This window comes from Nonomuraea sp. NPDC049709, from assembly GCF_040674815.1.
Classification (GTDB): domain Bacteria; phylum Actinomycetota; class Actinomycetes; order Streptosporangiales; family Streptosporangiaceae; genus Nonomuraea.
The window spans coordinates 1-20,839 of the sequence record NZ_JBFANM010000129.1 but is presented as its reverse complement, the minus strand read 5'-3'; the positions used below and the strand labels follow the sequence as shown (position 1 = coordinate 20,839).

Here is a 20,839-nt window from a genome sequence, read left to right as displayed (position 1 = left end):
GCCGACGGTCGAACAGGTCACCGGCCGACCGCCCTTCACCTACGCACAGTGGGTCGCCGACCACGCCGCCGCCTTCGGCGCAGCGCCGGCCTGACCGATAGGCGGCACCCGCCGGCTGCCGGGCACGTCCCGAGGGACGCGCCCGGCAGCCAGGGACGCGGCTGGATCGCCGTTCGGCTCACCCCTTCGGAAAGGCTAAGTCCTTCAGAACGGCTCAATCCTTCAGGAAGAGAGAAGTACGGCGAAGACGTGGAAGACGAGGCGGCCGCCGGGGGTGGTGGTGTCCAGGCGTTCGTGCAGGCTGGTGCAGCCGATCTCGCGCTTGCGCAGGTCACCCACCATGGTGATGAGGTCGTGAAGGCAGCGGCCGTAGCTGGGCCTGGCTCGGGCAGACTACTTCACGAGGGCGGCGGGCATCGACGTGCCGGCGGGTGCGATGTGCGAGCTGGCGGACGGCCGCGGGGGCTCTTGCCGACGGCGTCGGCGATCTCGTCGTAGCCGATAGCGAAGGCCTCGCGCAGCACGAACACGGCGCGCTCGGTCGGCGACAGCGTCTCCAGGACGAGCATGAGCGCCATCGACATGCTCTCGGCGAGCTCGATGTCCTCGGCCACGTCCGGCGCGGTGAGCAGCGGCTCAGGCAGTCAGGGGCCGACGTAGGACTCCTTGCGGCGCTTCATGGCGCGCAGCCGGTCCAGGGCCCGCCGGATGGCGAGCCGGACCAGGTAGGCCCGCTGGTCCGGCACTGCGTCGAGATCGACGCCCGACCATCGCAGCCAGGTCTCCCGCAGAACATCTTCGGCATCGGCGGCCGAGCCGAGCATCTCGTAGGCGACGGTGAACAGCAGGTTGGGATGGACGACGAACGCCTCGGTGGTGCGGTCCGTCTGGTCGCTGCCCTTACACATTGCCGGCCCCCTCCGCGCTGATCTCGACGGCGCCTGCACACAAGACGCCGATCCCGCCGGCTTGTGTCAACCGCCGCTGGTGGCCTACATCACACCCCGGCAGTGTCACAAGAATCGGGTCGCAACCGCCACATGGTCGCAAGCACAACGACATCAGGAGAGAACATGACCTCAGTATTGATCACTGGAGCGAACAAGGGTCTGGGCTACGAGACCGCGCGTAGGCTCGGAGAGCTGGGCTGGAAGGTCTTCCTCGGCTCACGCGACGAGGGCCGGGGAAGGGCCGCCGCGCAGAAGCTGGCCGCCGACGGCGCACACGTCGTCATGGTCCCCTTGGACGTGACCTCGGAGGAGTCGGTGGCCGGGGCTGTGCGGCTGGTCCGGGAGCACACCGACCGGCTGGACGTGCTGATCAACAACGCCGGCACGCCGGGCTTCGGTGTCAACCCGGCGGACGCGACGGCCAAGGACATCCACGCCGTCTACGACACCAACGTGTACGGGCCGGTCCGGGTCACGAACGCGTTCCTGCCGCTGTTGCAGGCGGCCGACAACCCGCGGGTGGTGATGGTCACCGGCGCCGGTGGGTCTATCGCGTTCGTGACCGACCCCGGGCAAGCCGTCTCGAAGATGTACGAACTCGCCTACACCTCGTCGAAGGCGGCACTGAACATGATCACCGTCCGATACGCCCAGGCGCTGCCGGCCATCAAGTTCAATGCCGTGACTCCCGGCGAGATCGCCAACGGCAGGTTTCCCGCCACCGACATGAACCCCGTGGGCGTGCTGACGGTCACCGAGGGCAGCGATCCGATCATCGATCGCGCGACGCTCGCCTCTGACGGGCCGACCGGGACCTTCATCGACCGCCTCGGCCCCATCGCCTGGTAACCATCCCAGAACGGAGAGACAGACGGGCAAGTGCTGATTCGTCACAGGCTCCTGACCACCACCGCCAACCGCAAAGCGATCGACCGTACCCCATCGAAACCCCGCGCAGCGGCAGATGTTCGGGGAGCAGCCCGATGACCTGTGGCTGTGGGTCGAGACCTGCAAGCGCTGGCAGGCCCAGGACCTGACCGCGGCCAAGGCCGCGAAGGCCGACCAGTACGTGGCGGCGGTGGAGGCGTTCGCGGCGAGCAACACGGTCATCCTGGCGCTGGCCGATGAGTTGGCCGCGGGCATCAACGAGACGCTGGCCAAGTCGGACCTGGAGCTGGGCGTGCAGACCTTGGCCGACGCGCTGGCCCGGCAGGCGAACCCGTTCCCCGACGCGCCCCCCGGGTGCAGGTCCGCCACCCGCTGACGGGCCTGGCGGTGGGCATGGTCGCCCCGGGCGAGTGGGACATCGTGGTGATCGATGACCGTCTGGTGGAGGGGCTGGACGCCGGCGGGAACCCGGTCTACCCGGTCTGCCGCCGCGCGGCCGAGGCGATCCGCCTGCAATAAGCCCCGCGATCAGCCGTACCCCGGGCGTTGACGGGGCCGGGCCCGTCAGGTCGCGCTCTGCTGGTCGTGGTCGCGCAGCATGCGCAGGACGGTTGCGGCCGAGGGGTGACGGCCCTTCTTCTTGCCGCTGGTGATGACGAGCCGGGCGGCGATGTCGCGCAGGCTGAGGTCCTGGTCGCGCAGGTGCAGGGCCATGGACAGCATGTTCTCGTCGGTGACAGGGGCGCCGCCGATGTGTTTGCCGCGGGCGCGGGCGGATTCGTGGCCTTCCAGGGTGCGGTCGCGGATGTACTCGCGTTCCATTCCCGACAGGGCGGCGAGCACGGTGAACACCACGCCCGTGGGGTCGTGGGAGCCCTGCAGCTCGCCGGTGAGGAACTCCAGGGCGATGCTGGCGGCGCGCAGTTGCTCGGCGAGGGTGGGACGGCTGGCAGCTGACCCAGCCGTCCTCGTCGCTATGGTGCTTCTCGCACGTGCCCGGCGGCGACCAACAAGGAACGGCCGCAAGGTGAACCGCCCGTGGCGCCGGGAGCAGGACACGACACTGGTTCACGACCGCGGAACAGTTCGCCTTCTACCGAGCGGCTCATGCTCGGCCAGCGCAGCGAGCCCGGGACCGACCTGTAGCAGGCCAGCCGCAGCCGTACGCGGCTTCCCCCACGTCTTCGGTCAAATTGACAGGTTCCGCATCGTCCTGTCCGCACCTTCGCGGCGGACTTGGCTCGGACCTCGTCGGTAATAAGGTTCAGCGTGCTGAGCTCGTACCCGGCTCCCACCGGGACCAATTGTCAGGCAGGTTGGTCTCAGTGGGTTCGGCCATGTGGCCGGGCTCCTTCTCGTTGTGGATGGCTCGCGGTGGCCGCTTGGGAGCAACCGGGACACGACGCTAACGACGTCCGAGCGGGTTTGGCAGTACTAGATTTTCTCGCAGTGTCAGGCAAGCCGGTCGGCGGTCGGCAGCGATCCGGCTCGGCAACTTGCGCAAGTCATCCGCGGGGGCCGTGTGACTCGAGCAGGGCGGCCGGCGCGTCCCGCATGATCATGTCGACAACGTCGCGTCCCAGTCGACGTTCGAGGCGCGGTAGGAAGGACCGGCTGAGCACGTCCATCCCAGGCGCTCCCCCGTAGGCGCGGAGCGTGGAGCGGCGGCCGACGTCCGTGCCTAGGCAGAGGTGATCGGCCAGCCCCGCGCCCGCCATGCCTTCTATGAGGTCGAGGATGCGGGCGTCGGGCCCGTACTTGGTCCTGCCCACGGTGTCGTAGACCAGGTAGGCGCCGCGTGAGACCAGCTCACGGTGCAATTCCAGGTCGGGGTTGCGGTCGAGGTGGCACAGCAGGACGCGGGGGGCGTCGACGCCCAGTCCGGCCAGCCTGTCGAGGATTTCGTGGCCTGCCGTGCCCGTCTCGCAGTGCACGGCTACCGGTACCCCGGTTCGCACGGCGGCCTGCGCGCCGGCCCGGAACCAGCGGTCCTCGTCGGCCGTGATGCGCTGATAGGAGGCGCCGAGCTTCACGATCCCGGCACGGACGGTCGTCGGCACGGGGCGCGGGCCCGCCCAGTCGCGCCCGTCGATGCCGCTGGTGAGGTCGGTGAGCACGATGTCGAGGAGCAGGTCATCGGGGACCTCACGGGCCCAGTGCGAGGCGGGGTAGTGGGCCGAGCGGTGGTAGCCCGTGGCCGCCACGACGTGCAGGCCCGCCCGCGCGGCCAGCCTGGCCAGCCCAGCCGGGCGGCGGCCCAAACCGATGGGTGTCAGGTCCACGATGGTGCCGATGCCGCTGGCCTGGACCTCCGTCGCCTCGGCCGTGGACTTGGCCTCGTCCATGAACTCGTCGCCGGGCAGCGCCGGGGTGCGCAGGAACAGGTGCTCGTGCGCGTCGACGTAGCCGAGTTCCGAGGCGGCCACCGGTCCGAGGACCGTCATGACCTCGCTCACGTCAGATCCTCCGTTCGCTAGCGCGCCAGTGTGACGTGGAAGACGAACTCGTCTCCCAGGTAACGTGTCTGGGTCTTCTCCAGGGGCTGGCCGTTCTGGTTAACGATCAGCCGTTCCTCGACGAGCAGCGCCGCGCCCGGCTCGACCTGGAGCAACTTGGCATCCTCTGCGTCAGCGTTGGCGGCGACGAGCGTGCCGGTTGCGCTGGTGGGGATCTCGCCGAGGGTGCGCAGCGTCTCGTGCAGCGAGCTGTGTTCGAGGTCCTCGTTCAGCACGGCGCTGCAGGACATGGGCAGCACGACGTTCTCGATGGCCACCGGTTTGCCGTCGGCCAGCCGCAGGCGGCGTACGTGCGTCACCATCGAACGCGGGGCCAGGTGAAGCGTGGCGAGCTCATCGGCCGTGCCGGCGCGCAGCTCGGCCGACAGCACCCGGGAGCCCGCGACCGCGCCGCGCCGCGCCATCTCCTCGGTGAACGAGCGCAGCCGTGCCATGTCGCGATGCACCTTGGGCTCGGCAACGAAAGTGCCGACGCCAGGCACCCGGTAGATGAGCCCCTCATCGACCAGGCGCTGCGCTGCCTGCCGCACGGTCATCCTGCTGACGTTGAACAAGGCGGACAGCTCGGAGTCGGACTCGACGGCGTCGCCGGGGCGGAGGTTGGCGATGCGACTACGCAGGTGTCGCTCGACGGCCTGATGTCGAGGGATCGATTTGCGCGTCATGGCCGCCCCATAGCTGCTCGTCCACGAATCATGCGGTCCAGTCTAGACAGGTTGTCCAGGCCGCAAGACCCCTTGACGGAGCCTAGACCCGAAAGCTACCTTCAGGCACCAGTCTAGACAGGTTATACCGGCCGATACGGGAGCTTGAGCGTGGACGAAGAGAGCGCTGTTCTCGGCGTGGACGTCGGCGGCACTCAGATCAAGTGGGTGCTCTGGTCCCCCGGCGCTGGAGTGCTCGACCACGGCGAGTTGCCGACGCCGCGCTCGGGCCCGCCCGCCGTGCTGTCCGCGGTCGCCGAGCTGATCGGCGGCGGCACGGCCGGGGTCGCCGGAGTCGCGATGCCCGGGCACCTGAGCAGTGACCTGCGTGCCGTCCGCCTCCTGCCGAACCTGCCCGGCCCGTGGGAAGGGCTGCCCTTCGCAGCGGAGCTGGAGTCCAGAACCGGCGTGCGCGTACGGCTTGTCAACGACGCGCGTGCCTACGCGCTGGCCGAGCTCACGCTCGGGGCGGCAAGGGGGTCGCAAGACGTCCTGTTCGTGACGATGGGCACGGGCATCGGCGGCGCACTCGCGCTCGGCGGGCGCATCCTGCGGGCAGGCGGCGACCGGGTCGGCGAACTGGGGCACATGATCTGCCGCCCCGGCGGACCCGCGTGCGGCTGCGGCTCCCGCGGTTGCTTGGAGGCCGTCGCGGGCGGTTCCGCGCTGGTCGCCGCAGTACGCGCGGGCGGCGGCCAGGCCAGGACCCCCGAGGAAGTGGTCCAGGAGGCCGCACGGTCCGACGGTCTGGAGCGGTCGGTGCTGGAGGCCGCCGGCAGCGCGCTCGCCCTGGTCCTGGGCAACGTCGTCGCCTACTCGGGCGTCTCGGCCGTCGTCATCGGCGGCGGGGTGGCGCCCGCCTTCGCGTTCATGAGGCCAGCCGTTGAGGCAGAGCTGGCCGCCCGCGTGCGGCTGGTGGGCCGGGTGACCCTTCGCCTGGCCGAGCTGGGCTCCGGAGCCGGTGCGCTCGGAGCAGCCCTTGCCGCGACACCCAGTGCACCTCACTCGACTAACGGAGATATCTGATGACTTTGAGCTGGATTTCCGCGGCCATGAAGGTGCTGGAAGAGGTCCAACGCACACAGGAGGACGCCCTTGCCCGGGCGGCGAAGTTGGCGGCACGCTCGATCGCCCGTGACGGTGTCGTGTACGCCTTCGGCACCGGCCATTCCCGGATGCCCGTGGAGGAGATCTTCCCCCGCTATGGATCGTTCCCGGGTTTCCATCCCATCGTCGAGCTGTCGATGACCTTCCACAACCAGGTCGTCGGCGCCAACGGGCAGCGCCAGGCCATGTTCATCGAGCGCGTCGAGGGACTCGCCGACCAGATCCTGGCCAACTTCCGGCTCCGGCCGCAGGACAGCCTGATGGTCTTCAGCGTCAGCGGCCTGAACGCCGTCCCGATCGAGATGGCGATGGGCGCCAAGCGGGCCGGCCTTCCCGTGATCGCCGTGACCTCCCTCGCCGAGACGCACGCGAGCCCGGCCCGCCATCCGAGCGGGACCCGTCTGGCCGACCACGCGGACGTCGTGATCGACCTGTGCTCGCCGGTCGGCGACGCGCTGTGCCATGTGGACGGGGTGGCCGAGCCGATCGGCCCGGTCAGCACGCTCACCGCCGTGGCGGTCGTCAACGAGATCAAGGTGCGCTCGGCCCGCCTGCTGGCCGCCGGCGGCGGCGTCCCGCCGATCATCACCAGCTCCCGCCTGGTGGGTGACGCGCGCAGCTCCGAGCTGTTCGAGGCGGCTTATCACGACTTCGCCCGGCGCGCGGCCGCGACGCTGCGCGGGGCCGGCGAGGAGGTGGGCGATGCGGGTTCTCGTGGCCGGTGACCAGGGAGGCATCGGCGGCGCGTGTGCCGAGTCCGTACGGGAGTCGGGCGGCCAGGTGTACGGCGTGGACTCCGGCACGACGGACGTCACCCTCCCCGGCGGCGCGGAGGCGGCCGTCGAGCGGGCGCACGAAGCGCTCGGCGGGCTCGACGGCGTCGTGCACGCGATCGGCATGTCGGGCCGTCGGCTCGGCGACGGCCGCATCGCCGAGTGCACCGACGAGGCATGGGCGGAGGTCCACCGGGTCAACCACGAGTCCGTCTTCCGCCTGCTGCGGGCCGCGATCCCGAGGCTGGGACGCGGCGGCTCCGTCGTGATCGTGGGCTCAGCCCTGGCCACGTCCCTGGACCGGGACTTCCGCACCGTGGCGTACGCCAGCGCGAAGGGGGCGCTGATCCCCTTGGTGCGCTCTGCGGCCTACGACGCCGCACCCGCGGGGGTCCGGGTGAACCTGGTGGCCGCCGGGCTGGTGGACACCTCCATGGCCAGGCGCGCGCTGGAGTCCGAGCGGATCGCGGCGCGGATGGCCGAGCTGATGCCGCTCGGCGGCACGGCCTGCGCGCCGAGCGAGATTGCGGACGTCGTGACATGGCTGCTGTCGCCCGCGGCCGGCCGGACGACCGGCGCGGTCGTCCCCGTGGACGGAGGGTGGCACCTGCGATGAAGGAGCTCTGGCAGGGCGACGTCGTGGTCGTCGGCGGCGGGTCGGCCGGATGCGCCGCCGCCATCGCCGCGGCGCGGGCCGGCGCGCGAACCCTGCTCGTGGAGGCCGCCGGATTCCTCGGCGGGACCGGCGCGGCCGTGCTCGACACGTTCTACGGCTTCTACGCCCCCGGCCGCGCGGACCGGGTGGCCGGCGGGGTCGGCTGGGAGCTATGCGAGCGGCTGCTGGCCTGGGAGCAGGCGTTCGAGCGGCCCAACACCTACGGCGCGGGTACCGGCGTGACGTACGAGCCGGAGGCCCTCAAGCTGGCCTGGGACGAGCTGGCCGGCGAGGCGGGCGTCGAGACGCTCCTGCACGCCACGGCCGGCCGGGTCGTCATGGACGGCGACCGGATCGCCGAGGTCGTCGCCGAGACCAAGGCGGGCAGCGGGCGGATCACGGCGGCCGTGTTCGTGGACGCCAGCGGCGACGCCGAGCTCGCCTGGCGGGCCGGCGCCGCGGTGGAGCGGCCCGACGGCGAGCAGCGGGTACAGCCGCTGACCGCCACCTTCCGGCTGGGCGGCGTGGACCTGACCGCGACGCCCACGGCCGAGTTGCACCGGCTGATGCGCGAGGCCGCGGAGTCCGGCGCGTACGCGCTGCCGCGGACCGAGGGCTCGGCCCACCGCACGGTGCTGCCTGGCGTGGTGCACACGAACATGACCCGCGTCAGCGACGTCAATCCGCTGGACCCCTGGGAACTGTCCGAGGCCGAGCGTGAGGGCCGCCGCCAGGTCCGCGAATACGTGCGCTTCCTGCGTGAACGCGTCCCCGGTTACGAGCGGGCGTACCTGATAGGGGTCTCCACCCGCATCGGCGTGCGCGAGAGCCGCCGGCTCGTCGGCCGCTACGTGCTGACCCGCGACGACGTGCTGTCCGGGCGCCGCTTCCCGGATGAGATCGCCCAGTGCGGCGCGCCCATCGAGGACCACGCCGCCGGCGCCTCGACGATCTGGCGCTACGTCGGTGGTGAGCCGGCCGGGCTGACCTACGGCGTGCCGTACCGATGCCTCCTGCCCCAGGAGGTCGCGGGGTTGCTCGTCGCGGGGCGGTGCCTGTCGGCCACCCACGACGCGCACGCCTCCGTCCGGTCGATGGCGCAGTGCATGGCGATGGGACAGGCGGCGGGCACGGCCGCGGCCATCGCAGCCGGGTCCGGCCGGCCGCCCGCCGGCATCGACGTGGCCGAGCTTCGCACCGCGTTGGACAACGGTGGCGCGCTGCTCGACCGGCCCTATTTCGCTGACGTGGACGGGAGATTTCCGACGTGACCATCAAGTGTTCCGCGCGGGTTTCGCGATGCTGACCCTCGTCATCCGCCGCCTGCTGGCCGGGGTGATCGTGTTGTGGGGCGCCGCCACGCTGGTCTTCCTGATCGTGCGCGTGGTCCCCGGCGACCCGGCCACGGTGCTGCTGGGCCCCGACGCCGAGCCGGGCCAGATCGCGGCCATGCGCGCCCAGCTCGGACTGGACCGGCCGCTCCTGCTGCAGTACTGGGACTACCTCGGCCAGGCCCTGCACCTCGAATTCGGCGACTCCTACCGCCTGGCGGCCTCGGCGATGGACGCGGTGCTGTCCCGCCTGCCCGCCACGATCGACCTGACCCTCACCTCGGCGGTGATCTCCGTCTTCGCCGGCCTGCTGCTGGGCTCGGCCGCGGGCATCCGGGCCGGCTCCGGCCAGGACCGGATCGTGACGACGCTGACCATCGTGCTGCAGTCGTTCCCGACGTTCTGGATCGGCATCATGCTGATCCTCGTCTTCGCGCTGGGGCTGCGGCTCCTGCCGACGTCGGGGGCGCAGAGCCTGAGCAGCCTGGTGCTGCCGGCGGTGACGTTGTCGTTCCCGTTCACGGCGATCGTGGCCAGGGTGGCGCGTAGCGGCATCGCCGAGGCCATGGCGGAGCCGTACGTGCAGACGGCCCTGTCGAAAGGGCTCACGCCGCGGGAGGTGCTGACCGGGCACGTGCTGCGCAACGCGCTCATCCCGGTGATCACGGTGGTCGGGCTGCAGGTCGGCGCGCTGCTGGGCGGCGCGGTCGTGGTGGAGAACGTCTTCGCCTGGCCCGGCCTTGGCACGCTCATCGTCGAGTCGGTGGGCAACCGGGACTACGCGGTCGTGCAGGCGGCGACGCTCACCATCGCCGCGATCATCGTGCTGCTCAGCCTCGTCGCGGACCTGCTGTACGCGCAGCTGGACCCGCGGATCAGGGCGGCATCATGACCGTCATGCCCGGTTTCATCTCCGGTCTCGCCGCGGCCCGGCGCGCGCGGCGGCACAGCGGGCTCGTCCCGGCGGTCGTCATCGGCCTGTACCTGCTCGTGGCCGTGGCAGGCCCGCTGCTCATCGCCTACGACCCCGTGCAGACGCCCCTGGAGAACCGGCTGCTGCCGCCCGGGGCGGCCACGTCCACCGGCGGCACGAACCTGCTCGGCACGGACGCGCTCGGCCGCGACGTGTTCGCCCAGGTCGTGTACGGCGCCCGCACCTCGGTCCTGATCGGCCTGACCACGGTCGCGGTGTGCCTGGTGGCCGGCGTGGCGATCGGCTGCATCGCGGGCTACTACCGGGGCTGGGTGGACTCGGTGCTGACCCGGCTGGTCGACATTCTGCAGGCCTTCCCCGGGATCCTGCTGGCCATCGTCATCGCCGGGGTGTTCACGCCGAGCCTGTGGGTGATCATCCTGGCGTTGTCGGTCACCGGCTGGATCTCCTTCGCGCGGATGGCCAGGAGCGTCGTGCTGAGCGTGCGCGAGCGGTACTGGATCGACGCGGCCAGGCTCATGGGTGTGCGTCCCCGGCGTCTGCTCGGGCGGCACATCATGCCCTTCACAGTTGGCCCGCTGGTGGCGATGGCCACCCTCGAGTTCGCCCTCGTCGTCCTGGCCGAGGCCGGTCTGAGCTTCCTGGGGATCGGGCTGCCCGCGTCCTCGGTGTCGTGGGGCCAGACCGTCGCGAACGGCAAGGAGTATCTCAGCTCGGCGTGGTGGATCTCCGCGGCGCCTGGCCTGGCCCTGTCCGTCCTGGTCGTCAGCGTGGGCCTGCTGGGCGACACCCTGACCGCCCGGTACGGCCGCGCCCGATCCCGGTAGTGCACCAAACCCCCCGAATTCCTGGAGCAAGCTCATGTCCATCACCACATCTCTGCGAGCCGCCGGGCTCCTCGCGATCGTCCTGACTGTGTCCGCCTGCTCGATCGGCAGCGGCGGCGGAGCCGGGCAGACCGCCGCAGGCCAGGCGATCGTCGCCAGCGGCACGTTCGTCATCGACAACATCGACCCCGGCTCGGCGCAGGGCGGCTCAGCAGGCAAGGAGCTGGCCGGCCAGCAGATCTACGGACGGCTGGCCAAGCCGGACGCCTCCGGCAAGCTCGTGCCCGACCTCGCCGAGGCGTGGAAGTCGAGTGCCGACGCCAAGAGCTGGGACTTCACCCTGCGCGGCGGGCTGAAGTTCTCCGACGGCAGCCCGCTGACCGCCGAGGACGTCGTCGCCTCCTTCGACCGGCTGATCCAGATCAACGGCCCGTACGCCGCCAACTACAAGGGCGTCACCGCCAAGGCGAGCTCGGACATCACGGTCACCTTCACCGCGCAGGCCCCGGACCCGGCCCTGCCGAGCAAGCTGACGACGCTGTTCGTGCTGCCGTCGGGGGTGCCGGCCGACGCGGCCACGTACTTCGCCAAGCCGGTCGCCTCGGGGCCGTTCATGGTGGAGTCGTTCAAGCCGAGTTCCGAGCTCAAGATGGTGCCCAACCCCAACTACTGGGGCGGCACCCCCAAGGTGACGTCCCTGACGATCCGCAGCATCCCGGACATGGCCGCCAAGCTCGCGGCGCTGAAGACCGGCGAGGTAGACGTGGTCTGGGGAGTGCCCGACGACCAGATCCCGGCCCTGCAGTCCGGCACCGGTCTCAAGGTCGAGGCCGTACCCAGCAACGGCAACTTCACCATGTGGTTCAACTCCGGCACGCCATCGCTGAAGGAGGCGAAGGTCCGCAAGGCCTTGTGGCAGGCGGTCGACTTCCAGACGATCATCAAGCAGCTGTACCCGGTGACCGGCCAGCCGGCCGACTCGCCGCTGGCGCCGACGGTCTTCGGATACGCGCCGCAGACGCCGATCGCCCACGACCCCGGCGCCGCCAAGAAGGCGCTCGAAGAGGCGGGCTACCCCTTCGACAAGCCCCTGCGCCTGCAGTTCGGGCAGGCCCAGTTCAAGCCGTTCCTGCAGGCGGTCGTCTCCTCCTGGGCGAAGATCGGGGTCAAGGCCGACCTGCTGCAGAAGGAGCAGGCGGTCTTCATCGAGGACCTGCTGGCGATGAAGTGGGACGTCAACTTCCAGCTCCTCGGCACCGCCGGCTACGACGCCGCCACCAACCTCGGCCGCCTGTACCCGTGCGCCGCCAAGCGCACCGGTTACTGCAACCCCGACCTGGACGAGCTGCTGGCCCAGGCGGGTTCCGCGACCGACCAGAACGAGCGGAAGGAGCTGTACGCCCAGGCATCCAAGATCATCTGGGAAGACGCGGTCGGCATGTTCCCGATGACGTCGAAGGTCTCCTACGTGTGGAACGAGAACGTGTCCGGCTTCACCCTCGACGCCTTGGGCTACCCGGACTTCTCCAAGGCCTCAGAGTGGGGAAACTGATGAACGACCTGCTCAAGATCACCGGCATGTCGGTGGACCTTCCGGGCCCGGGCGGCCCGGTACGGGTCATCGACGACGTGTCCTTCGACGTCCCGGCGGGCGTCACCGTCGGACTGATCGGCGAGACCGGCAGCGGCAAGACGATGATCGCGATGTCCGTCATCGGCCTCCTGCCCGAAGGGGCGTCCGTCGGCGGGTCGATCGCGTTCGCCGGCACGGACCTGGTCACCTGCGGCCCCGAGCGGCTGCGCGCCCTGCGCGGCCACGAGATCTCCATGATCTTCCAGGATCCGATGTCGTCGCTGAACCCGGCCCAGCGCATCGGCCGCCAGGTGGGCGAGGTGCTGCGGCGCTCGGGGGCGCCGCGGTCCGAGGTGCGCGAAAAGGTCGTCGAGATGCTCGATCGGGTCGGCATCCCCGACCCGGCGCGCCGCGCCCGCGACTACCCGCACGAGCTCTCCGGTGGGCTGCGGCAGCGCGCGATGATCGCCATGGCGATGATCGCGCACCCGTCCCTCGTCCTCGCCGACGAGCCGACGACCGCGCTCGACGTGACCGTGCAGGCCCGCGTCCTCGGGCTGCTGCGCAAGCTGCAGGTCGAGGAGGGCGCGGCGATGCTACTGGTCAGCCACGACCTGCGGGTGATGTCGCACGTCGCGCAGGAGCTCGTCGTCCTGTACGCCGGCCGCGTCGCCGAGCGCGGCAGCACCGCCTCCGTGCTCGGTCACCCCGCACACCCCTACACCAGAGCGCTCGTCCGCAGCGTGCCTGCGGTCCGCACCAAGACCGCGATCGCCGACCCGCTGCCCGGCACGTCCGCCGTGCCCGCGCAGCGGCCACCCGGCTGCGCCTTCCATCCGCGCTGCCCCCTCGCGACCGACCGCTGCCGCTCCGAGATCCCCCGGCCGCGCAAGGTCGCCCCCGGGCGATGGAGCGCCTGCCACGAGGCCGAGAAGGTGCTGTCATGACGGTTCTGGCTGTGGAAGGCCTGCGCGTCACATTCCCTGTACGGGGCTCCCTGCTGCGCAGGACCCGGTTCACCGCCGTGGAGGACGCGGCCTTCACCGTCGGCGAGAACGAGATCGTCGCCGTGGTCGGCGAGTCGGGGTCGGGCAAGACCACGGTCGCCCGGTGCGTGGTCGGCCTGCGGCGTCCCGACGCGGGGGTGATGACGTTCGAGGGCGCCCCGCTGCCCGCCCGCCGCCCGCCCGAGCTGAAGCGGGCGATCCAGATGGTGTTCCAGGACCCGCGGTCGTCGCTCAACCCCCGCATGAAGGTCGGCGCGATCCTCGAGGAGGCCTGGCTCACACACCCGTCGGTCGCGCCGCCGGGTCCGCGCGCGGACGCCGTCGAGGCCGCGCTCGCGGGCGTCGGTCTGGACGGCGAGGCCGCCGCACGCTACCCGGCCCAGCTGTCGGGCGGCCAGTGCCAGCGGGTCAGCCTAGCCCGCGCCCTGGCGCTGTCGCCCCGGCTGCTCGTCTGCGACGAGGCCGTGTCCGCGCTGGACGTCTCGGTGCAGTCGCAGGTGCTGCGACTACTGGTCGAGCTGCGCGGAACGCGGCGGCTGTCGATGCTGTTCATCAGCCACGACCTCGGCGTCGTCCACCAGATCGCCGACCGTGTGGTGGTCATGCGGGCCGGCCGGATCGTCGAGCAGGGACCCGCCGACGCGGTGTTCGCAGACCCCCGGCACGAGTACACCCGGGCGCTGCTCGACGCGGCCCTGGAACTGAACGACATAGGGATGACATGACGCATTACGCAACCGTCCAAGCCTCGCTCGCCCGGGGTTGGAACACCTGGGACACGCGCAGCGTGCTCACCCAGGTCCGCCTCCCCGACGTGCTGGGCCTGTCACTCGGCCTGAAGGAGTACTACCGGGGCACGTCCCTGCGCACCGCGCAGATCGGCCGCCGCACCGACGGCGCCGAGACCGTCACCCTGGGCCGGCACGCCTACGACGGCAACTACACGGAGGCGACCGTGAGCTGGGCGGGCATCACGATCCGCGTCCAGACCGCGCACGCGGGCGACGACCTGGTCGTGCTGGTGACCCCCACCGCCAATCAGCCCAAGAGCGCGCTGCTGACCGTGGCCGCCGGCTACCTGTGGAACCGGCCGGGCACCGTCAGCCGCGAGGGCGGGCGGCTCACCGCCGAAGGTCCCGGCGGAACCGTCACCATCCACGGCACGGCCGCGCACGTGGACGACCCCTACGCCGACATCGATGGGCCGTACCTGGCGATGGAGCTGACCTGTGCGCTCGGGATCAGCACCGGCCGCGCCCGCGACCTGCCGGAGATCGCGCGGATCGTCGCGCGGGCCTCTGCCGCTCTCGGCGAGGCCGGCGCGGACCCGCTGGCCCAGCACCGCGAGATCGTCAGGGACGCCATCTCCTGGAACACCATCTTCGAGCCGGCCAAATCCAGGGTGGTCACCACGGTCAGCCGGCTGTGGAATGTCGGCAAGCGCGGCGGCTACGCGCTGTTCTGCTGGGACGCGTTCTTCAACGCGCTGCTGGCGGCCGTGTCGAACAGGGAGCTGGCCTATGTCAACACGATCGAGATGCTCAGGGCGCTGACGCCCGAGGGTTTCGTCCCGAACGTCGAGCAGGGCACGGGCCGCAAGACCTACGATGGGTCACAGCCGCCGGTGGGCTCGCTAGTGGTTCTGGAGCTCTACCGCCGCTTCGGCGACAGGTGGTTCCTGGAGGAGACCTTCGCTCCGCTGCTGGCCTGGAACCGCTGGTGGTGGCGAGCACGCCGGGACGGTGACCTGCTGTGCGCGGGCTCCACGTACTTCGACCCCGAGTTCCCCTCGCCGCAGGACATCCCGCGCATCCACCAGCACTTCGGCGCGACGTGCGAGACGGGCTGGGACGGGCACCCGGTCTTCGACGACGTACCCTTCGACACCTCCAAGAGCCTGCTCGCCGCCCACGACGTGGGCCTGAACAGCCTCTACGCGGCCGACTGCGAGGCGCTCGCGGCCATCGCCGACGTCCTCGGCGAGCGGGAGGCCGCGGCGGAGCTGCGCGAGCGGCACGCGACTGTGACCGCGGCCATGGAGACGCTGTGGGACGAGCCGGGCGGTATCTTCCGCAGCAGGCGCACCGACACCGGCCTGCACACCGAGCGGCTGTCCACGATGAGCTTCTACCCGCTCCTGGCCGGCGTCGGCCTGGGCGAGCGGGCCTCCCGGATGGTGTCCGAACATCTGCTGACCGAGGACGGCTTCGGCGGCGAGTGGGTGCTGCCGTCCTCCCCGCGGCATGAGCCGGTCGACCTCAGCGACGGCAGCTACTGGTCGGGGCGGGCCTGGCCGCCGGTGAACTTCCTGGTCTACCTGGGACTGCTGCGGGCCGGGGAGCGCGGCGCGGCCGAGTGGCTGGCCGAAGGCAGCTCGCGGCTGGCGCTGAAGGAGTGGAACCAGCACCGCCACGTGCACGAGAACTACTCCAGCGTCCACGGCGGCGCGTGCGACAAGCCGAACAGCGAGCCGTTCCAGACCTGGGGCGCCCTGCTCAGCCTCATCGTCCTCATGGAACGCGGCGAGATCGACTTCTTCACGAAAGGCGGTGTGGCATGAGAGAGGCTCAGGCTGACGTCCTGGTGGTCGGGGGCGGCATGGGCGGGGTCGCCGCGGCGCTGGCCGCGCTGCGGCGCGGCCGGACCGTACTGCTCACCGAGGAGAGCGACTGGCTGGGCGGGCAGCTCACCAGCCAGGGTGTACCACCGGACGAGCATCCGTGGATCGAGCAGTTCGGTGCGACCCGCTCCTACCGCCGGCTGCGCGATTCCATCCGCGAGCACTACCGCACCTGGTATCCCCTGACCAGGGAGTCCCTGGCAGCGCCCGACCTCAACCCCGGCCGCGGCACGGTCAGCAGGCTCTGCTGCGAGCCCCGGGTGGCGGCCTTGGTGCTGGGTGCCATGGTCGGCCCCTACCTCGCGGCGGGCCGGCTGACGATCCGCTACCGGCACCGGCCGGTGGCGGCGGACGTGGACGGCGACCGGGTCACCGGCGTGACCTTCGCAGGCCCGAACGGGGAGCGGATCCATGCGCGGGCGCCGTACGTGCTGGACGCCACCGAGCTGGGCGACCTGCTGCCGCTGGCCGCGATCGAGCACGTCACCGGCTTCGAGTCCGCCAAGGAGACGGGCGAGCCCAGCGCCCCCGGCGAGGCGCAGCCGGCCAACATGCAGGCCTTCTCCTGGGTGTTCGCCGTGGAGCACCGCGACGGGGAGGACCACACCGTCGACCGGCCGCACGACTACGCCTTCTGGCGGGACTACCGGCCGCCGTTCTGGCCCGACCGGCTGCTCAGCCTGGTCGCGCCCGACCCGCGCACGCTGGAGCCGAAACCGCGCAGGTTCGTGCCGAACGCCCCCGCCGGTCCGGTCGTCGCCGACCAGAGCCGCGACCCCGGCGACACGGACCTGTGGGTGTTCCGGCGGATCGTGTGCCGCGAGGTGTTCGAGCCCGGCTTCGCCACCAGCGATGTCGTCATCGTCAACTGGCCGCAGATCGACTACCTGCCCGGCCCGCTGATCGGGGTGACGGATGAGCAGCGGGACGCGCACCTCGTGGGGTCGAGAAGCCAGGCGCTCAGCATGTTGTACTGGCTGCAGACGGAGGCGCCACGACCCGACGGCGGCACCGGCTGGCCTGGGCTACGGCTGCGTCCCGACGTCATGGGCACCGCCGACGGCCTGGCCAAGGCCCCCTACATCCGCGAGTCCCGGCGCATCCGCGCCCGCCGCACGATCGTGGAGCACGACCTGTCGCTGGCGGTGCGCGGCGAGCACGGCGCGGTCACCTACCCCGACAGCGTGGGCGTCGGCATGTACCGCATCGACCTGCACCCCTCCACCGGCGGCGACAACTACATCGACGTGGCCAGCTGCCCCTTCCAGATCCCCCTGGGAGCGCTGCTACCCGAGCGCGTGCGCAACGTGCTGGCCGCAGGGAAGAACCTCGGCACCACGCACATCACCAACGGCTGTTACCGCCTGCACCCGGTCGAGTGGAACGTCGGCGAGGCGGCCGGCGCGCTGGCGGCGCACTGCCTTGAGCACGGGCTGGAGCCCGAGCAGGTGCACGAGGACCCCGTGGCACTCGAACGTTTCCAGAGCGAGCTGGCCACCGACGGCTTCGAGCTCAGCTGGCCCCGCGTGCGGGGGTACTGACCGTGGCAGGACTGCTCGACGGGCTGGTCGTGCCGCTGGTCACCCCCATGAGCGAGCCTGGCCTGCCGTCGGCGGACGCCGGGGAGCCGCTGCTCCGGGCCATGGCACGCGCCGGGGTGCGGCGGCTGATGCTGCTCGGCAGCAACGGCGAGGGCCCGCTGATCCCGGTGGACCGGGCGGGCGCGTTCGTCGCCGGAGTGACCAGCCGCTGGCGTGACCTCGTCCCCGGCGGATCGATCCTGGTGAACGTCACGGCCGCGGGCACCGACGAGGCCCGGCGGCGGGCCGAGGACGCCGCCGCGGCCGGGGTCGACGCGCTCGTGCTCAGCCCGCCCACGTACTTCCGGCACCGCGACGACGAGGTCGTCGCCCACTACGCGGCGATGGCCGGCCAGGCACTGCCCGTCGTCGCCTACAACGCGCCGCGCTACGCCACGCCGCTCACCCCGGCGATCGTGGCGGCCCTGGCGGACCTGCCGCACGTGGTCGGCATCAAGGACTCATCCGGCGACCCGGACCTGCTGACCCAGCTGATCGCGGCGGCTCGCCGTCGGCCCGGCTTCCAGGTGAGCCAGGGCGACGAGCGGCACCTGGCCGGCGCACTGCGGGCCGGCGCCCACGGCATCACGCCCGGCACCGCCAACCTGGCGCCCCGCCTGGCCCTGGACCTGGTCACCGCCCGCGACAACGGCGCCGAGCTCGACCGGCTGCAGGACCTCACCACCCGTCTCACCCACATCCACGCGGTACGCCCCGGCGTGCCGTCCGTCAAGGCGCTCCTGGCGATGCGCGGGCTGTGCCCGCCGCACTCCGCCCCGCCCCTGGCTCCCTGCACATCGGACGAGATCGAGGAACTCGCCCGCGTCGTGGAACCGCTGACCCCCCACCTCCTCACCGACCCCGGGAGCACCACATGACCGACCCTGTCATCGGCCGCAGGGCCTTCACGCTGGGAATCGTCGCCGGCGCGGCCGTGGCCGGCGCCGCCGCGCCGGCCGCCGCGACCGGACGCGCCGAGCCGTTCTTCGAGGAGGCCACCCTGTGGGACTCCTCGGCAGGAACGCTGGCCAACTACCACGTGCACGGGCTCACCGTGCTGCGGGACGACACGATCCTGGCCTTCTGCGAAGGCCGCCACGAGGTCTGCGACGCGGGCCCGCGCAACCTGCTGCTGCGCCGCAGCACCGACCAGGGCAGAACGTGGAGCCCGACGCAGGTCGTGGTGCCATCGGTCGACGGGCAGTCGTGGGGCAACCCCGCGCTCGTCCACGATCGCACCACGGGCGAGGTGTTCCTGTTCTACAACCTGTCGGATCGCTTGCCGGGAAACACCTCCTGCTCCGGCGACACCGGAAGCCTGCACGTGATCTCCAGCACCGACGGCGGGCTCACCTGGGGGCAGCCCCGCGTGCTCGACGACCTGTTCGCCCCGTTCGACTACCAGTGGGCACTACACTCCCCCGGCCCCGGCCACGGCATCCAGCTCGATAACGGCCGGCTGCTGATGAACGTCGCCCACCGCCGTGTCATCGTCGGCAACACCGTGGCCGAGCGCATGTACGGCATCGCGTCCGTCTACAGTGACGACCACGGACGCACCTGGCAGGCCACCGGCGCGGTGCCGGTCTCCGCCGACTATCCCGTCAACGAGGCCCGGCTCGTGCAGCGCGCCGACGGGTCCGTGCTCGTCAACGGACGGGCCGCCGCAGGCGGCAACCGGCAGCGGATCATCTCGGTCAGCCACGACCGCGGGCTCACCTGGTCGCCGCCGAAGCTGGACGGCTCGACCGGGCAGTTCAACGCGGTGGACGCGGGCCTGCTCGGCTACTCCAGGGACCGCATCCTGTTCAGCCGCCCGGACGCGCCGGTGCGCTACAACATGACCGTCTCGGCCAGCTACGACGGCGGCCACTCCTTCCGCTACAGCCGGGTCATCAACCCCGGCCGCTCCTACTACTCCGACCTCGCCCGGCTGTCCGACGGCACCATCGTCCTCATCTACGGTTGCGACGGCGACATTGCCAGCTTCCCGCTCAAGGTGAACGTCTGCCGCTTCAACCTGGAATGGCTCACCCATGGACGCGACAGTACGGTGACCGGCCCGCGCATCAGCGAGCATGCCTTCGACCTCGCCCGCCTGGCCGGCGTCCGGCACTCGAGCGGCTCTGTCGCAGTCATCAGGGAAGCGACGGCCCGCCGCGGCGCCCGCGTGGTCTTCACCCCGGCCGCGCCCGGCGACCACCTGGAGTACCCCATCGCGGTCCCCCGCGGCGGCGAGTACGACCTCCTCCTGCGTTACTACCGCTCCCCCGACGGCGGCCTGGTCGGCGTGACCGTGGACGGCACGAACCCCCGCAACCACGTCATCGACACGACCTCGGAGCACGCAGAAGGCTACGACGTCCTGCTTCTCGGCACGATGCGGCTGGGCCCCGGCCGGCACACCGTGCGGTTCACCCTGGCCGGCGCGGGCCGCGGCGGCGGGCAGGCCATCTCCCTGGACGAGCTGAGCCTCATCCAGGCTCCGGCCCGGGCCGACGTCAACGAGGACGTCACCGTCGACAACGGAGCGCTCGGCTACACGGTGGTCTCCGGCACCTGGGCCTCGGGCACCGGCGTGGCCGGCTTCTACGGCGGCAACTACGCCTCCCACGCGCCCGGCGACGGCACCTCCACGGTCCGCTGGCGCCCGGCCCTTCCGGCCACTGCCCGCTACGAGGTGAAGGTCTCCTACACCGCCGCTTCGAACCGCTCCCGCACCGTCACGTACGTCGTCTATCACGGCGGGGGCAGCACGCCCGTCGCGGTGGACCAGACGGTCCGCGGCGCGCCCGACGCCCGCGGCGGCGAGTGGGTGTCACTGGGCACGTTCGACTTCGCGGCGGGGATCGGCGGCGCGGTCGAGCTCAGCGACACCGCAGGCGGCTACGTCGTCGCGGACGCCGTCCGCTTCTCGCGCCGAAGCTGACGCGATCCGCTCTTCGTCCGGCAGACGCCAGCCTTGTGATCGCGGACAAGAGGAACCAGGTCTAACCCGGCGGATGTTTCCGCCACGTTTCCCCGACGGGAAACGCCCGGGAAACACCGCCCCGGGTTGGTTGATCAGGCAGGACCGCAGGGTCAAGCCCGCCAAGCCCGAGGTGGCAGGCTTGCTATGCCTGTATGGCTGGGGACGAACGTCGGGATCAAGCGGGTGGCTGACGGCGTGGCCGCGTCCGCGCTGCCGCCCGTGTCAATCCCCTCAAACCGTGGAGACGGTCCTATGCCACAGCGGCCCTCAGCAGGGCCGATGAACCGCCCCGGCTTTGATGGAGACCTTGGTGTGTCCCGGGTTGAGTGGAGGCGGATTACTGGATTCTTGTGCCACTTGATGAGAGGAAAGTGGCATGGGACGACGGGGCTATCCGCCCGAG

19 protein-coding genes and 2 pseudogenes are annotated in these 20,839 nt (G+C 71.2%); 16 read left to right on the top strand and 5 right to left on the bottom strand.

The features are described from left to right. Positions 1–222: 222 nt before the first annotated feature. Both AB0J69_RS58010 and AB0J69_RS58005 read right to left on the bottom strand, forming a co-directional pair. Positions 223–357: pseudogene (locus AB0J69_RS58010) on the bottom strand (recombinase family protein); the annotation flags it as partial. Between the two features lie 43 nt (positions 358–400). After that, a pseudogene (locus AB0J69_RS58005) lies at positions 401–908 on the bottom strand (sigma-70 family RNA polymerase sigma factor); the annotation flags it as partial. 165 nt (positions 909–1,073) lie between these two features. Between AB0J69_RS58005 and AB0J69_RS58000 the strand changes: the two are divergent. The 3 genes from AB0J69_RS58000 to AB0J69_RS57990 all read left to right on the top strand — a co-directional run bounded on the left by AB0J69_RS58000 (position 1,074) and on the right by AB0J69_RS57990 (position 2,357). Then, positions 1,074–1,799: an SDR family NAD(P)-dependent oxidoreductase gene (locus tag AB0J69_RS58000; RefSeq protein WP_364137191.1), complete on the top strand. Its 726-nt coding sequence runs from the start codon at positions 1,074–1,076 to the stop codon at positions 1,797–1,799. Positions 1,800–1,914: 115 nt separating this feature from the next. Continuing rightward, complete coding sequence (locus AB0J69_RS57995) at positions 1,915–2,214, top strand: hypothetical protein (protein ID WP_364137189.1); 300 nt, start codon at positions 1,915–1,917, stop codon at positions 2,212–2,214. Further along, the gene (locus AB0J69_RS57990) at positions 2,193–2,357 is read left to right on the top strand and encodes a hypothetical protein (RefSeq protein ID WP_364137187.1); all 165 of its coding nucleotides are present in this window, start codon (positions 2,193–2,195) and stop codon (positions 2,355–2,357) included. The genes AB0J69_RS57995 and AB0J69_RS57990 overlap by 22 nt, the downstream gene beginning before the upstream one ends. A 45-nt stretch (positions 2,358–2,402) precedes the next feature. Here AB0J69_RS57990 and AB0J69_RS57985 read toward each other — a convergent pair whose 3' ends face one another. The 3 genes from AB0J69_RS57985 to AB0J69_RS57975 all read right to left on the bottom strand — a co-directional run bounded on the left by AB0J69_RS57985 (position 2,403) and on the right by AB0J69_RS57975 (position 5,019). Continuing rightward, positions 2,403–2,864, bottom strand: a complete 462-nt coding sequence (locus AB0J69_RS57985) for a recombinase family protein (RefSeq protein ID WP_364137185.1) — start codon at positions 2,862–2,864, stop codon at positions 2,403–2,405. Positions 2,865–3,343: 479 nt separating this feature from the next. Further along, a complete protein-coding gene (locus AB0J69_RS57980) occupies positions 3,344–4,294 on the bottom strand; it encodes a hypothetical protein (protein ID WP_364137183.1) in 951 nt (316 codons plus the stop codon). 17 nt (positions 4,295–4,311) lie between these two features. Continuing rightward, entirely contained in the window at positions 4,312–5,019 is a 708-nt protein-coding gene (locus tag AB0J69_RS57975; protein WP_364137181.1) for a GntR family transcriptional regulator, read from the bottom strand. A 150-nt stretch (positions 5,020–5,169) separates the two neighbouring features. Between AB0J69_RS57975 and AB0J69_RS57970 the strand changes: the two genes are divergently transcribed. Genes AB0J69_RS57970 through AB0J69_RS57910 form a run of 13 tightly spaced genes read left to right on the top strand, consistent with a single transcriptional unit; the run spans position 5,170 to position 20,394 of the window. Then, positions 5,170–6,084 carry an ROK family protein gene (locus AB0J69_RS57970; protein ID WP_364137179.1) on the top strand — a complete coding sequence of 305 codons (915 nt, stop codon included), beginning with the start codon at positions 5,170–5,172 and terminating at the stop codon, positions 6,082–6,084. Continuing rightward, complete coding sequence (locus AB0J69_RS57965; RefSeq protein WP_364137177.1) at positions 6,084–6,890, top strand: SIS domain-containing protein; 807 nt, start codon at positions 6,084–6,086, stop codon at positions 6,888–6,890. The genes AB0J69_RS57970 and AB0J69_RS57965 overlap by 1 nt, the downstream gene beginning before the upstream one ends. Beyond that, positions 6,868–7,554: an SDR family oxidoreductase gene (locus tag AB0J69_RS57960; RefSeq protein ID WP_364137175.1), complete on the top strand. Its 687-nt coding sequence runs from the start codon at positions 6,868–6,870 to the stop codon at positions 7,552–7,554. The genes AB0J69_RS57965 and AB0J69_RS57960 overlap by 23 nt, the downstream gene beginning before the upstream one ends. Next, positions 7,551–8,864, top strand: a complete 1,314-nt coding sequence (locus AB0J69_RS57955; RefSeq protein WP_364137173.1) for an FAD-dependent oxidoreductase — start codon at positions 7,551–7,553, stop codon at positions 8,862–8,864. Before AB0J69_RS57960 ends, AB0J69_RS57955 begins: the two co-directional genes overlap by 4 nt. Positions 8,865–8,892: 28 nt before the next feature. Further along, positions 8,893–9,816 (top strand): ABC transporter permease, encoded by a 924-nt coding sequence (locus tag AB0J69_RS57950; RefSeq protein ID WP_364137171.1) that lies wholly within the window; start codon positions 8,893–8,895, stop codon positions 9,814–9,816. Positions 9,817–9,821: 5 nt separating this feature from the next. Beyond that, positions 9,822–10,685 (top strand): ABC transporter permease, encoded by an 864-nt coding sequence (locus AB0J69_RS57945; protein WP_364137169.1) that lies wholly within the window; start codon positions 9,822–9,824, stop codon positions 10,683–10,685. Between the two features lie 34 nt (positions 10,686–10,719). After that, positions 10,720–12,237, top strand: coding sequence for an ABC transporter substrate-binding protein (locus tag AB0J69_RS57940; protein WP_364137166.1), 1,518 nt, complete (start codon positions 10,720–10,722; stop codon positions 12,235–12,237). Further along, on the top strand, positions 12,237–13,205 hold the full coding sequence (locus tag AB0J69_RS57935) for an ABC transporter ATP-binding protein (RefSeq protein ID WP_364137164.1): 969 nt from the start codon (positions 12,237–12,239) through the stop codon (positions 13,203–13,205). The genes AB0J69_RS57940 and AB0J69_RS57935 overlap by 1 nt, the downstream gene beginning before the upstream one ends. Further along, positions 13,202–13,990, top strand: a complete 789-nt coding sequence (locus tag AB0J69_RS57930; protein ID WP_364137162.1) for an ATP-binding cassette domain-containing protein — start codon at positions 13,202–13,204, stop codon at positions 13,988–13,990. The genes AB0J69_RS57935 and AB0J69_RS57930 overlap by 4 nt, the downstream gene beginning before the upstream one ends. Next, a complete protein-coding gene (locus AB0J69_RS57925; protein WP_364137160.1) occupies positions 13,987–15,825 on the top strand; it encodes a trehalase family glycosidase in 1,839 nt (612 codons plus the stop codon). Before AB0J69_RS57930 ends, AB0J69_RS57925 begins: the two co-directional genes overlap by 4 nt. Further along, positions 15,822–17,426 (top strand): FAD-dependent oxidoreductase, encoded by a 1,605-nt coding sequence (locus AB0J69_RS57920; protein WP_364137158.1) that lies wholly within the window; start codon positions 15,822–15,824, stop codon positions 17,424–17,426. The genes AB0J69_RS57925 and AB0J69_RS57920 overlap by 4 nt, the downstream gene beginning before the upstream one ends. 2 nt (positions 17,427–17,428) lie before the next feature. Beyond that, positions 17,429–18,343, top strand: coding sequence for a dihydrodipicolinate synthase family protein (locus AB0J69_RS57915; RefSeq protein ID WP_364137156.1), 915 nt, complete (start codon positions 17,429–17,431; stop codon positions 18,341–18,343). Next, a complete protein-coding gene (locus tag AB0J69_RS57910; protein WP_364137154.1) occupies positions 18,340–20,394 on the top strand; it encodes an exo-alpha-sialidase in 2,055 nt (684 codons plus the stop codon). The genes AB0J69_RS57915 and AB0J69_RS57910 overlap by 4 nt, the downstream gene beginning before the upstream one ends. The last annotated feature ends 445 nt before the right edge of the window (positions 20,395–20,839 follow it).

What these genes read in the sequence shown, in the direction of transcription:
- AB0J69_RS57940 (WP_364137166.1), top strand. Translation starts at nt 10,720, where the DNA reads ATGTCCATCACCACATCTCTGCGAGCCGCCGGGCTCCTCGCGATCGTC.
- AB0J69_RS57930 (WP_364137162.1), top strand. Translation starts at nt 13,202, where the DNA reads ATGACGGTTCTGGCTGTGGAAGGCCTGCGCGTCACATTCCCTGTACGG.
- AB0J69_RS57965 (WP_364137177.1), top strand. Translation starts at nt 6,084, where the DNA reads ATGACTTTGAGCTGGATTTCCGCGGCCATGAAGGTGCTGGAAGAGGTC.
- AB0J69_RS57975 (WP_364137181.1), bottom strand. Translation starts at nt 5,019, where the DNA reads ATGACGCGCAAATCGATCCCTCGACATCAGGCCGTCGAGCGACACCTG.
- AB0J69_RS58000 (WP_364137191.1), top strand. Translation starts at nt 1,074, where the DNA reads ATGACCTCAGTATTGATCACTGGAGCGAACAAGGGTCTGGGCTACGAG.
- AB0J69_RS57995 (WP_364137189.1), top strand. Translation starts at nt 1,915, where the DNA reads ATGTTCGGGGAGCAGCCCGATGACCTGTGGCTGTGGGTCGAGACCTGC.
- AB0J69_RS57935 (WP_364137164.1), top strand. Translation starts at nt 12,237, where the DNA reads ATGAACGACCTGCTCAAGATCACCGGCATGTCGGTGGACCTTCCGGGC.
- AB0J69_RS57920 (WP_364137158.1), top strand. Translation starts at nt 15,822, where the DNA reads ATGAGAGAGGCTCAGGCTGACGTCCTGGTGGTCGGGGGCGGCATGGGC.
- AB0J69_RS57955 (WP_364137173.1), top strand. Translation starts at nt 7,551, where the DNA reads ATGAAGGAGCTCTGGCAGGGCGACGTCGTGGTCGTCGGCGGCGGGTCG.
- AB0J69_RS57925 (WP_364137160.1), top strand. Translation starts at nt 13,987, where the DNA reads ATGACGCATTACGCAACCGTCCAAGCCTCGCTCGCCCGGGGTTGGAAC.
- AB0J69_RS57960 (WP_364137175.1), top strand. Translation starts at nt 6,868, where the DNA reads ATGCGGGTTCTCGTGGCCGGTGACCAGGGAGGCATCGGCGGCGCGTGT.
- AB0J69_RS57945 (WP_364137169.1), top strand. Translation starts at nt 9,822, where the DNA reads ATGCCCGGTTTCATCTCCGGTCTCGCCGCGGCCCGGCGCGCGCGGCGG.
- AB0J69_RS57910 (WP_364137154.1), top strand. Translation starts at nt 18,340, where the DNA reads ATGACCGACCCTGTCATCGGCCGCAGGGCCTTCACGCTGGGAATCGTC.
- AB0J69_RS57950 (WP_364137171.1), top strand. Translation starts at nt 8,893, where the DNA reads ATGCTGACCCTCGTCATCCGCCGCCTGCTGGCCGGGGTGATCGTGTTG.